The organism is Brevundimonas sp. A19_0, from assembly GCF_017744255.1.
Taxonomy (GTDB): Bacteria; Pseudomonadota; Alphaproteobacteria; order Caulobacterales; family Caulobacteraceae; genus Brevundimonas.
Genome location: NZ_JAGHQP010000003.1, coordinates 255,896 through 268,468, shown reverse-complemented (window position 1 = coordinate 268,468; position 12,573 = coordinate 255,896). Strand labels below are relative to the sequence as shown.

Sequence of the window (12,573 nt, the reverse complement as noted above, 5' to 3'; positions counted from 1 at the left end):
GGCTTCCTCAGCCGAACGCGAGGCGCAGGGTGTGGGTGAAGGGCGTTTCGCCGGTGATGTAGACCTTGTCGCCCGCCAGGTTCAGCCGTCCCCCCGCCCAGCTGTACTGTTCGCCGGAGCTGAGACGCGGCACGACATCGCTGCCACCCGGACCGAAGCGCAGGTGCTGGCCCTCGACCGTATAGGTGGCTTCGCCCCCGGTCAGCAGGCCGCCGACGCCGGCGACTTCCTGAACTCCCGTCAGCGTGCCGCCAGGACGCAGGGTGATTTCGATGGCGATACCGACCTCGGCCTCGCCGTCCGTGCTGAACTCCAGCGCATAGCCGTCGCTCCGGGGCCGGGCCACCATCTGGATAGCCAGCCGCCGGAAGTGGGCGGGGCGGTGGCTGAAGTCGAGCGCGCTGTTGAACCGTCCGTCCACCGATTTGCTGAGCGCATAGGCCCCGTCGGGATCTCGCCGCTCGGGGGGCATGGGCAGATAGTAGGGCACATTCATCTCGCCGCTCAGGGTGACTGTGCCGTCGTCGGCAAGCGCGATATCGGACGGGCGGAAATGGCCCATGCTGAAGAAGTCGGGGATCACCCGGATGGCGTCGATGACCAGCGGGCCCTTCCACAGGCGCATCAGGGTCGGATTGGTCGCCAGCCCCGAGCCGATGGTGTTGTAGAAGCGCGAGGGCTCGCCGTCCTCATACCAGTCGCTGCCCGCATAGAAGCTGGCCGTCATATCGCCGCGGCGCTCACGCACCAGATTGACGGTCCGGAAGTAGCGCTGGAAGTCGACGAAGGGCTGCACGGGCGCCGGGATGGGTCCGGCCAGCTTCGGATGGTCGAGGAAGTCGGCCAGGGCATCGCCCAGCTGGCTGCTGTCGTTCTGTTCGATCCAGCGGACGATGCCGGCGAAGCGCCCGTCGTCAAAGTCCTGCGCCAGCTCCCGGTACTGGAGGTAATAGGTGTGCAGGGTCTGCTTGCTCTGGGCCTGATCCTGACGCCGCGAATAGATGGTCTCGACGTCGCCATAGGTCGGCTCGGCCATGTCGATGGTGGTCTCGAGGTTGCGCCGCACCAGGTGCTTCAAGCCCTCGAGACCCGGCAAGCGGGACAGGCGAAGCAGGGAGGGATTGCTCACCGCCTGGGCATAGTTGGAGCTGCGCTCGGAATAGATGCCCTCGGCATTGATATCGACGCCCTCGGCCAGCCATTCGTCGATCCGCGCGCGATAGGCGGGATTGGGATCGACGCGGTCGATCCGGGCCAGCGCCGCCGACAGTTCCCAGCGGTGGTTCGGGGTGTGGATCCCGCCCGTACGCAGGGCAGGACCCGCCTTGCGCATCATGGCCGCCAGACGGCTGGAGATGTCCCGCACCACCGGATGCCGGATTCCCTCGGCCGCCTCGGTCATGGCGCCCATGTCTTCCATCAGGAAGGCCGAGTCGGGCGGCGAGTGGCGGTTGCCGCCGCTAAAGGTGCCGTCGTCGTGCTGGGCGGCCTCGACCTGGCTGAGCAGGGTCTCCATCGGCGCCTCGAGGGCCGCGCTGTGGTGGTAGCGGGAGTCCGGCCAGATGTAGGGGGTGAACAGGCGTCGCAGTTGCCGGAGCGTGCCGCGGGCGCCGCCGCGACCGGCTCCCTCCATGCCTTCCAGCACCTCGGCCGCAAGCCGGTCCGCAGCCTCGGTCAGCAGGGCCAGGGTGCCCGCATCCTTCGCATCACTCCGGGCAAAGGCCAGCCCGGGCCCCGACAGCGCGAAGGCGGCAGACGCCGCCGTGCCGGTGAGGAAGGTGCGTCTGTGCATGATAAGCTCCGCTGTCCGGATTTACTGGGTCTTCGGGGTCTGCCCCCTCCTAGGCCCGGCCGACACCGCCCGAAGGCGAACATCGACCGGGCTTCCGGGGAGGAAGACTAGAAGGTTGCCCGCAGGGTCATGGTCACGGTGCGACCGTCATAGTCGGCGCGCCGCGGCATGTTTTCCTGATTCTCATACTCGACCCGGATCTCGTCGGTCAGGTTGTAGGCGTCCAGACCCAGCGAGATGGTGTCGTTGATGTTGTACGAGGCCGACAGGTCGATCTGGCCGCGCGAGCGAACCTGACGCGCCGCGCCGGTGAAGCTGGCGGTCGAGGCCAGGTCGTATTCACTGCGCAGGTTGTAGACCAGCCGGATGCCGTAACGCTCGGTCTCATAGTAGCCGATGACGTTCAGGTTATGCTCCGACACGCCCGGCAGGGTGGCGTCCTGCCCCGTCGTCGTCTTCCCGCTGACGGTCGTGTAGGCATAGTTGAAGCCACCGCCCATGTTGGACCAGAAGCCCGGCAGGAAGTCGAACGACTGCTGCAGGTTGAACTCGGCCCCGCTGACGGTGATCGGATTGTCCTGGTTGGTGAAGCCCGAGATGTTCACCTGATACGGGAGGGTCACCCCGCCCTGGGTGTAGGTCAGGCTGCTCAGGCACTGGTCACCGCTGACGGTGAAGGTGCCGATGCCGAGACCGCCGCCATCCGCCGGACACAGCACATTGATGTCAGTGATCGGTCCGATCAGGCCGGTGATGCGCTTGGTGAACAGCGCCAGCGAGATGATGCTGTCGGGCCGGTTGTACCATTCCGCCGAGAAGTCGAACGACGTGGCGTCGTAGGGCTCAAGCTCCGGATTGCCCAGGGTCACGGTGTAGGTGCCGTTGGTCGAGGGCGCGCTGACCACCGTGCTCGGCGAGAACTGCAGCGGCTGGGGCCGGACATAGCTTTGATAGGCCGCGGCGCGCAGCACCACGTCGGGCGTCGGCTCGGCGATCACGATGAACGACGGCAGCCACTTGTCGTAGTCCTGCTGGTACCGTTGGGGCACGAAGTCGGAGGGGGCACCGATGTTGTTGGTGACCGTGACACGCGTCAGGGCATCAACGGTGTTCTCGGCCGCCTCATAACGCAGGCCGACGTTGCCGTGGACCGGCATGGTGCCGATGTCGAATTCATACTTCAGCTGCCCATAGGCCGCGAAGATGTCGGTGCCGTTGGTGAAGTTGTCCCGCGCATAGGCGTTGTTGGCATAGTTGATGTTGTAGCCCGACGGCGACAGCTCGGCCCCCGGATAGACGGTCACCGGTCGCAGGGCGGACAGGGCCCGGCCGAGGTCCACGACCTGCCAGTTGTCGGTCGGCTGACCGCCCTGGCCGTTGAAGAAGTCCGAAGCGAAGGGCGCGGTCACCAGGAAGTCTGAGGTAACGTTCTGGATCGGCAGCCCATAGGCCATGATCCGATAGCCTTCGGCGATGAACTTGACGCTTTCGTAGACGCCGCCGAACTGGAAGCCGCTCAGGATGCCGCCGTCATAGAGGTCGCGCTCGATGTCGATGCGGGCCGTCTCGGCTTCACTGGTCCCCATGGTCTGGGTGCCCTGGAAGTTGAAGCGGTTGGTGCGTAGCGCCGGGTTGGCGTTGTCAAACCAGGCACCGGATGCGCCCACCCCGCCCCAGACGCCCGTGCTGATACCCGCCGTGGTCACGGCCGGGGTCGGCTGAAGGATCTGGACGTGGTTGTCGATATTGTCGCCACCGGTGACCAGACGACCGGTGATGCCGTTCCCACCCGCGGTCTGAAGGGTCTCGAAGTCGACCGAGATTTCGATCGAGTCATTCTCGGCCCGCGACAGGGCGGCGGTACCACTGACGGTCCAGCCGTCGTCGCTCTGCCATTCGCCCGTCAGGTTGAACCCCCAGACCTTCTGCGTCTGGCTGAAGCCCCGGGTCGAGGACGTGATGTCCGCATTGGCGAAGCTGAAGTCCTCGACCACATAGCGGCCGTCGTCCATTTGCACCGGAGCGCTGTTGGCCGTCAGCACGCTGGACTGATTGTTCGAGGTGATCAGCAGATACTGCGTGGTCATCGGCAGATCGCGATCAGAATAGAAGCCCGAGATGCCGATGCGGGTCTGATCATTCAGCCGGTATTCGGCGCCGATGGCCCCCGTGACCAGATCGCCCTCGTTCAGGCGCACATACTGGCGGTGCTGGGCGTCGTACAGAACGCCGGCCGTCGAGTTGCTGCCGGTGCACGACGGACAGGCCGCCGAGGTGGCATAATAGGGATAGAGCGAGGGGTTCAGCTCGGCCTGGGCCGGCGTGAAGGCCGCATAACTGTTGAACAGGATGGTGTCGCGACGGAAATCCTCATGGCGCCAGGCCAGGGTTCCGAAAACGGCGAAGTCATCGCTGAAATGGTGGTTGTAGCCGATGGTCGCGGCGGGCGACCAGGTCTCGCCCAGCTCGTTGTATTCCGAGGCGACCTTCATAAAGCCGCCGTCGGTGCGGCCGAGCGCCGGCGCGATGCGCAGGTCGACGTTGCCGGACAGGCCGCCACTCTGGGCGTCAGCCAGCGGCGACTTGTTGACCACAATGGCGCTGAAGATGTCCGAGTTGAAGGCTCCCAGCGGGGCCGACTCCCGAAGGATCGGCTCGGCAAAGGCCACGCCGTTCAGGGTCAGGCGCGAGAACTCGCCCGGCAGGCCCCGCAGGTTGATGGTGGCGTTGCGGCCTTCCGCCTCGCGATTGATCTGAACGCCCGGCACCCGCTGCAGGGCCTCACCGACGTTCAGGTCGGGGAAGCGACCCAGACCGTCCGACGAAATGCCGTCGGTGATGGAATCCTCATTGCGCTTGGACGCGATGGCATTGGCGTAGCTCTGGCGGAAGCCGGTGACCACGATCTCGTCGACCCGGGTCTCCTGCCGGGGCTGGGCGTCCTGTTGGCGGTCAGGGTCCTGCGACGACGACTCATTGGCCGGAGCGTCCTGGGCCATGACCAGAGTGGGCAGTCCGGCGAGGGCGGTGGCCCCCAGCAGGACAGTAGCAAGCACGCGCATATTCGGGCGATACGCCATTCATTCATCCTCCCCGTTCGCCCTTTGCGGGCCTCTATGATTGCCCCAAGTTAGAATATGTATTTCAGAAAGTGTCAATCCTGTAGTTTCGATTTCATTTTATGGCGACGAAACGGTTGAAAGACCTGTTCCCTCTCGCGTCAGGGCAGTAGGCTAGAGGCGTATCACTGCGCCTTCGGCAGCCGAGCGCGCAGCCGCCTCGGCAAGGGCGAGGGCCGCAACGCCATCGTTGTGATCGATCAGCGGCGCCGAACCGTCCAGCACATCGGCGAAATGATCCATCTCCCGCGCATAGGCCACGCGATAGCGGTCGAGGAAGAAGTTCTGGAAACGGTCGGCCGCAGCCCCGTTTGCGGTCCAGGTCTCAACCGTCGTCTCAAGCTGATTCTGCGCGCGGATCATGCCGCCCGAGCCATAGGCCTCGATCCGCTGGTCATAGCCGTAGCCGCTGCGCCGGCTGCTGGAGATCACGCACAGGCGCCCGCCGGCGGTCTTGAGAATCGTCTTGGCCGTATCGACGTCTCCGGCCTCGCCGATCGCGGGGTCGACCAGTACGGAGGTGGTCGAGAACACCTCCACCACCGGCTCGCCCAGCAGCCAGCGGGCCATGTCGAAGTCGTGGATGACCATGTCCTTGAACAGGCCGCCGGAGGTGCGGACGTAGTCGGCAGGCGGGGGCGCAGGATCGTGGCTGATGATGTGGAGAGTCTCGAGCTCACCCACGACACCCTCTACCAGCCGCGCCTGCAGGGTCGCGAAATTGGCATCGAAGCGCCGGTTGAAGGCCAGCAGCACCGGCTGCCCCAGCGAATCGAAGGTTGCCGCGGCCTCTTTCGCGCGATCCAGATCCTGATCGAGGGGCTTTTCACAGAACACGGCCTTGCCCGCCCGGGCGGCGGCCAGGCTGTAGTCCAGATGGGTGTCGGTCGAGCTGGCGATGATCACGCCCCGGATCGACGGGTCGGCGAACACCTCCTCAACGCTGCGGGTGGCCGCGCCATACTGATTGGCCAGTTCGGCCCCGGCGGGCGTGGGATCGGTGACGCTGACCAGCTGCAGCCGGGCGTTGGCCGCCGCATTGGCCGCATGAATTCGCCCGATGCGCCCGGCGCCGATCAGTGCCACAGTGTGCATAGTCATTCCCTCGAACACGATTATCGCAGGGACGATCCCCTGGAAAAGTCGTGACATACCGGCTTCCTTCGCGACACGCGAGAGTTGCCAGTGAAAAATCGAACGGATATTCCGTCAGATGAAACTTGAGGTCGAGATATGGAACAGACGCCGCCCGCGCCCGCCTCGGCTGAAGAGCTCAGGGCCCAGATCGTCCTTCGCTATGAGGGGCTGAGCAAGCGACTCAAGCAGATCGCCCGACATATCCTCGACGAGCCGAACGACTTTGCGCTCGAGACCCTGTCGGTCATCGCCTCGCGATGCGGGGTCCAGCCCTCGACCATTGTCCGCTTCGCCAAGACCTTCGGCTTCGAGGGCGCCAGCCAGATGCAACGGCTGTTCCGCGACGGCCTGCTGAACAGCCACGCGGCACTGGGATATTCCGAGCGAATCCGCCAGTTGAACGAGACGACCCACGACGAGGCGACCAAGCCGGCCGACCTGCTGTCGGAGTTCGTCGAGGGCAATATCCTGGCCCTGCAGAACCTGACCCAGACCGTCAGCCGTCAGGAGATCGAGGCCGCCGTCCAGATGATCTCGAAGGCCGCGACCGTGCATGTCACGGGATTCCGGCGGTCCTTCCCGGTGGCCTCCTACCTCGTCTATTCACTGCTCCAGGCGGGCAAGCGGACCGTCTTCATCGACGGTGTGGCGGGCCTCGCCATGCCCCAGGTCAAGTCCATCGCCCCCGACGATCTGCTGATCGCCATCAGCTATCACCCCTATGCCGCCGAGACCGTGGCCGTGGTCGAGGCCGCGCGGGAAGGCGGCGCGCGGGTTCTGGCCATCAGCGACAGCGCCGTCAGCCCCATCTCGGCGCCGGCCGATCTGGCCCTTCTGACCCGCGAATCGGAGGTGCGATCATTCCGGTCGCTGTCGGCCTCGATGTGCCTGGCCCAGGCGCTGGTGATCAACTTTGCGTTTGCCGCCACCCAGCCTGACGAAAAGCCCGCGCGGAAGCGCCGGAGCGCCTCCTGAAATACCCGTTCCGTTCGTCGGAATTGTGAAACGGGTATTGCGATTTTGGAATTGATGAAATAGTCGTTTTGGACACCGGGGCGTCTGAAACGAATGATCACAAGCACTTCCAGAAACGAAAAGCGCCGCCCGCTCGACCTGCTGACGCTGGGTCGAGCCGGCATTGATCTGTATGGCGAACAGATCGGCGGACGCCTGGAAGACATGGCGACCTTCGCGAAATATGTGGGCGGCAGCCCGACCAACACCGCCGTCGGTGCGGCCCGGCTGGGACTGAACGCCGGGCTGATCACACGGGTTGGCGACGATCATTTCGGCCGCTTCCTGCGCGAGGAACTGGGCCGCGAGGGGGTCGACACCTCAGGCCTGACGACCGATCCGGACCGGCTGACGGCGCTGGCCGTGCTGGGCATCCGCGACCCCGACACCTTTCCGCTGATCTTCTTCCGCGAGAACTGCGCCGACATGGCCCTGTCGGTGGACGACATCGATCCGGCCCTGATTGGCCGGGCCGGCGCCCTGCTGGTCAACGGCACCCACCTGTCCCAGCCGGGCGTGTTCGACGCCAGCCTCAAGGCCGCGAAGCTGATGAAGGCCCAGGGCGGCAGGGTGGTGTTCGATATCGACTATCGCCCGGTGCTGTGGGGCCTGACCTCCAAGGCCAATGGCGAGGACCGGTTTGTCGCCAGTGCGCGGGTGACCGAGCGCCTTCAACAGGTCCTGCCGCTCTGTGACCTGATCGTCGGCACCGAAGAGGAAATCCATATCCTCGGCGGCACGGACGACACCCTGGCCGCCCTGCGCGCCATCCGCGACCACAGCCCGGCGCTGCTGGTGTGCAAGCGCGGCCCCGACGGCTGTGTCGCCTTCCCCGACGCCATTCCCGACTCGCTCGACGATGGCGTGGCCAGCCGGGGCTTTCCCATCGAGGTCTTCAATGTGCTGGGGGCGGGCGACGCCTTCATGGCCGGCTTCCTGCGCGGGTGGCTGCGCGACCTGCCGCTGGAAAGCTGCTGCGAGATGGCCAATGCCTGCGGGGCGCTGGTCGTGTCGCGCCACGGCTGCGCGCCGGCCATGGCGTCGTGGGACGAGCTCCAGACCTTCCTGGCCGGCCAGTGGCCGCACCGTCTGCGCGAAAGCGCCATGCTGGAACAGATCCACTGGTCGACCAACCGTCACGGCGACCATGCCGACCTGACCGTTCTGGCCATCGATCACCGCAGCCAGTTCGACGACCTGATCAAGGACCTGGGCGTCGGCGACGAGCAGGCGGTCGCTCACTTCAAGGGGCTGGCGCTCAAGGCCGTCGATCGGCTGGCACAGGGCGACGGCCGCTATGGCATGCTGCTGGACGGTCGCTTCGGCGCCCGTGCGCTTGAGGCGGCTGCCGACCTCCCCTACTGGATCGGACGTCCGATCGAGTATCCGGGCTCGCGGCCGCTGGCCTTCGAGGGCGGTCCCGATGTCGCGGCCACCCTGCGGGAATGGCCGATCAATCACGTGGTCAAATGTCTGGTCTTCTACCACCCCGATGACGACGCCGAGCTTCGCGCCAGACAGGACCGCCAGATCCTGCGCCTGTACGACGCCTGCCGCTCGACCCGGCATGAACTGCTGCTCGAGGTCATCGCGTCCAAGCATGGCCCCGTCAGCGGCGATACGGTGGCGCGGGTGATCAACCACGTCTACGACCTGGGCGTCTATCCGGACTGGTGGAAGCTGGAACCGACCAGCGATGCGGCGGCATGGGCGGCCAGCGAGGCCGCCATTCTGGAGCACGATCCGCGGTGCCGGGGCATTGTCCTGCTGGGCCTGTCGCAGACGCAGGATCAGGTGTTGGCCGGGATTTCCGCCGCCGCTCCCTTCCCGCTGGTCAAGGGCTTTGCCGTCGGGCGGACGATCTTCCACGACGTCGCCGCCCGGTGGCTGAAGGGCAAGCTGGACGACGAAGGCGCCATTGCCCAGCTGACCGAGAACCTGCGGGTGCTGGCCGAGGCCTGGCGCCAGGCGCGACGCGCACGGGCCGCGGCATGAGCCACACTGTGCGCCTGACCATGTCCCAGGCCCTGACGCGCTGGCTCTCGGTCCAGCACGTCGAGATCGACGGACAGGTCGTGCCCTATTTCGCGGGGGTCTGGGCCATCTTCGGGCACGGCAATGTCGCCGGCATGGGCGAGGCCCTGGCCGGGATGGAAGACACCCTGCCGACCTTCCGGGCCCACAACGAACAGGGCATGGCCCACGCCGCCATCGCCTTTGCCAAACAATGCCGGCGCCGCCGCGCCATGGCCTGCACCACCTCGATCGGGCCCGGTGCGACCAATATGGTCACGGCGGCCGCGCTGGCGCACGTCAACCGCCTTCCGGTGCTGTTCCTGCCGGGCGACGTCTATGCCTCGCGCCGCCCGGACCCCGTGCTGCAGCAGATCGAGGACTTCGCCGACGCCACCGTCAGCGCCAATGACTGTTTCCGGCCGGTGTCGCGCTGGTTCGACCGTATTACGCGGCCCGAACAGATCCTGGACGCCCTGCCCCGCGCCATGGCGACGATGATCGACCCAGCGACCTGCGGTCCGGTCACCCTGGCCCTGTGCCAGGACGTTCAGGCCGAGGCCTATGACTATCCGGACGCCTTCTTCTCCCCCCGCATCTGGCGCACCCCGCGCCCGCGCCCCGACACGCAGGATCTGGCCGATCTGGTCGCAGCGATCCGGTCGGCGAAGGCGCCGCTGATCGTGGCTGGCGGCGGGGTTCTGTATTCCGGGGCCGAAGAGACCCTGTCGACTCTGGCGGCCGCAACCGGCATTCCCGTCGGTGAGACCCAGGCCGGAAAGGGTAGCCTGCCGTGGGATCATCCCCAGGCGCTTGGCTCGATCGGGGTGACCGGGACCAGTGCGGCCAATGACGCGGCCGAGGCTGCCGATCTGATCGTCGCGGTCGGCACCCGGCTGCAGGATTTCACCACCGGCTCGCGGACGATGTTTGCGGGCAAGCGGTTGTTCCAGATCAATGTCGCGGGCTTTGACGCGACCAAGCATGGCGCCCACCGGGTGCAGGGGGATGCGAGGGCGGTGCTGTCCGAGTTGTCGGAGGCGCTGGGCGACTGGACGGTGTCAGCTGACTGGCGCGGGCGCTGCGCCGACGGCGTCGCGGACTGGAACGCGGCCTGGGAGGCAGCCACTGCTGCGTCGGACGCCCTGCCCTCGGACGGTCAGGTCATCGGGGCCGTCTGGCGTCAGGCTAATGAGGACTCCGTCGTGGTGTGCGCCGCCGGTGGCCTGCCGGGAGAATTGCACAAGCTGTGGCGGACACATCGGCCCGGCGGTTACCACGTGGAGTACGGCTTCTCGTGCATGGGCTATGAGATAGCCGGCGGCCTCGGTGTGAAGCTGGCCGAGCCGGACCGCGAGGTCTTCGTCATGGTCGGCGACGGCAGCTATCTGATGATGAATTCCGAGCTGGCGACGGCAGTGATGCTGGGCCAGAAGCTGACCGTCGTGCTGCTGGATAACCGCGGCTATGGCTGCATCAACCGGCTGCAGCAGGCGACGGGCGGGCGGCCCTTCAACAACCTGCTGGACGATGCGCGCCACGCCTCGCCGGCCGACATCGATTTTGCCGCCCACGCCCGCAGTCTGGGCGCGGAGGCCGAAAAGGTATCGGACATAGCCGAACTGGAGCAGGCGCTCGCGCGCGCCGCGGCCAGCGACCGCACCCATGTCATCGTCATCGACACCGACCCGGTCGTGACCACCGAGGCCGGCGGCCACTGGTGGGACGTCGCCGTGCCGGAAGTCTCGACCCGCGCCGAGGTCCGCGAGGCCCGGCGCATCTACGAAGCCCGGATCAAGGGAGAGGGTGAATGACCATCCGCTGGGGGGTCAGCCCCATTGCCTGGGCGAACGATGACATGCCCGAACTGGGCGGCGACATCACGCTGGATGGGCTGCTGACCGATGTGAAGGAGATCGGGTTCGAGGGCGTCGAGCTGGGCAACAAGTTTCCGCGCAATCCGGAGGCGTTGAAGCCGATCATGGCGCGCTACGGTCTCGACATCGTCGGCGGCTGGTATTCGTCGAACCTGCTGGTGCGGGATGCCGAGGCCGAGATCGCCGCCATGGACGCCCATATGGCGCTGTTGCAGGCCATGGGCTCCAGCGTCTTCATCCTGGCAGAGACCTCGAACGCCGTGCATGGCGACCGGGAGGGCGGGCGGCTCGACTCTCCGCCGCGGCTGGCGCCCGGCGACTGGGCGGTGTTCGGCCAGAGGCTGAACCGGGTAGCCGCCCACGCCAACGATCAGGGCATGCGCTTCGCCTATCACCACCATCTCGGCACCGTGGTCGAGACCCGGGACGACCTGAACCGTTTCTTCGACGCGACCGGGGATCACGTGGGTCTGGTGTTGGACACCGGCCATGCGGTGTATGGCGGCATCGATCCGATCGAGGTGGCCACCACCCGGCCCGAGCGCATCAGCCATGTCCACTGCAAGGACGTCCGCACCGAGCGGCACGCCAAGTTCCGGGCGGCCGGCGACAGCTTCCTGAATGGCGTGGTCGGCGGCATGTTCACCACGCCGGGCGACGGCGACTATGACTATCCGGCCTTCATGGCCGCGCTGAAGGCCATCGACTACTCCGGCTGGATCGTCATCGAGGCCGAGCAGGACCCGGCCGTCGCCAACCCGCGCGAATACGGCCAGCTGGGTCTGGACACGCTGAAGCGTCTGGCTGGCGACGTGGGGCTGGTGTGATGTCCCTGCTCGTCCGCCCGCATGCCGCCGATGACGCCGGCACTGTGCTTGAGGTCACGCCGGAGAGCGCGGGCTGGCGCCATGTCGGCTTTCGCGTGGTGAAGCTGTCGGCGGGACAGTCCCACAGCGGAGGCGAGGCCGGGCGCGAGGTCTGCCTGGTCGTGCTGTCGGGGACCGTTACGGTTGCGGCGGATGGCGAGATCCACGCCGGTCTGGGCGAGCGCGCCGATGTCTTTTCCGGGGCTCCGGCCTCGGTCTATCTGCCGGCGGGCATGGACTGGACGATCACGGCCGAAAGCGATGCCGAAGTGGCCGTCTGTTCGGCCCCCGGGACCGGCAAGGGCGCCGTGCGTGTGCTGCGCCCGGAGGCGGTCGAGGTGCGCGGCAAGGGCACCAACACCCGGCATGTCCGCAACATCCTGTCCGACGCCGACGATGTGGCCGAGAGCCTGCTGGTGGTCGAGGTGATCACCCCGGGCGGCAACTGGTCCAGCTATCCGCCGCACAAGCACGACCGCGATGCCGCGCCCGAAGAGACCCTGCTCGAAGAGACCTATTACCACCGGCTGTCGCCCCCGCAGGGCTTTGCCTTCCAGCGCGTCTATACCGAGGACGGCTCTATCGACGAGACCATGGCGGTCCACGATGGCGACGTCGTCATGGTGCCGCGCGGCTATCACCCGGTCGGAGCCCCCCACGGGTACGACCTCTACTACCTGAATGTCATGGCCGGACCGGTGCGCAAATGGGTCTTCCAGAACGACCCGGCGCACGACTGGATCGTGCGGTGACGG

General features: G+C 66.5%; 8 protein-coding genes. 5 read left to right on the top strand and 3 right to left on the bottom strand.

Features of this window, described 5'->3' with window-relative positions; translation table 11 throughout:
* Positions 1 to 7 precede the first annotated feature (7 nt).
* From J7346_RS05495 to iolG, 3 genes are all read right to left on the bottom strand, one after another.
* Complete coding sequence (locus J7346_RS05495) at positions 8 to 1,792, bottom strand: hypothetical protein (protein WP_209118552.1); 1,785 nt, start codon at positions 1,790 to 1,792, stop codon at positions 8 to 10.
* 107 nt (positions 1,793 to 1,899) lie between these two features.
* A complete protein-coding gene (locus tag J7346_RS05490; protein ID WP_209118550.1) occupies positions 1,900 to 4,872 on the bottom strand; it encodes a TonB-dependent receptor in 2,973 nt (990 codons plus the stop codon).
* A 153-nt stretch (positions 4,873 to 5,025) separates the two neighbouring features.
* A complete protein-coding gene (gene iolG / locus J7346_RS05485; protein ID WP_348521455.1) occupies positions 5,026 to 6,012 on the bottom strand; it encodes an inositol 2-dehydrogenase in 987 nt (328 codons plus the stop codon).
* Positions 6,013 to 6,144: 132 nt separating this feature from the next.
* Here iolG and J7346_RS05480 point away from each other — a divergent pair, with 132 nt between their 5' ends.
* The 5 genes from J7346_RS05480 to iolB all read left to right on the top strand — a co-directional run bounded on the left by J7346_RS05480 (position 6,145) and on the right by iolB (position 12,570).
* Positions 6,145 to 7,023 carry a MurR/RpiR family transcriptional regulator gene (locus J7346_RS05480; protein WP_209118548.1) on the top strand — a complete coding sequence of 293 codons (879 nt, stop codon included), beginning with the start codon at positions 6,145 to 6,147 and terminating at the stop codon, positions 7,021 to 7,023.
* A 93-nt stretch (positions 7,024 to 7,116) separates the two neighbouring features.
* The gene (iolC, locus tag J7346_RS05475; protein WP_209118547.1) at positions 7,117 to 9,057 is read left to right on the top strand and encodes a 5-dehydro-2-deoxygluconokinase; all 1,941 of its coding nucleotides are present in this window, start codon (positions 7,117 to 7,119) and stop codon (positions 9,055 to 9,057) included.
* Positions 9,054 to 10,889, top strand: coding sequence for a 3D-(3,5/4)-trihydroxycyclohexane-1,2-dione acylhydrolase (decyclizing) (gene iolD, locus J7346_RS05470; RefSeq protein WP_245157664.1), 1,836 nt, complete (start codon positions 9,054 to 9,056; stop codon positions 10,887 to 10,889). The genes iolC and iolD overlap by 4 nt, the downstream gene beginning before the upstream one ends.
* Positions 10,886 to 11,779: a myo-inosose-2 dehydratase gene (gene iolE / locus J7346_RS05465; RefSeq protein ID WP_209118545.1), complete on the top strand. Its 894-nt coding sequence runs from the start codon at positions 10,886 to 10,888 to the stop codon at positions 11,777 to 11,779. Before iolD ends, iolE begins: the two co-directional genes overlap by 4 nt.
* Positions 11,776 to 12,570, top strand: coding sequence for a 5-deoxy-glucuronate isomerase (iolB, locus tag J7346_RS05460; RefSeq protein WP_209118543.1), 795 nt, complete (start codon positions 11,776 to 11,778; stop codon positions 12,568 to 12,570). Before iolE ends, iolB begins: the two co-directional genes overlap by 4 nt.
* Positions 12,571 to 12,573: the final 3 nt, after the last annotated feature.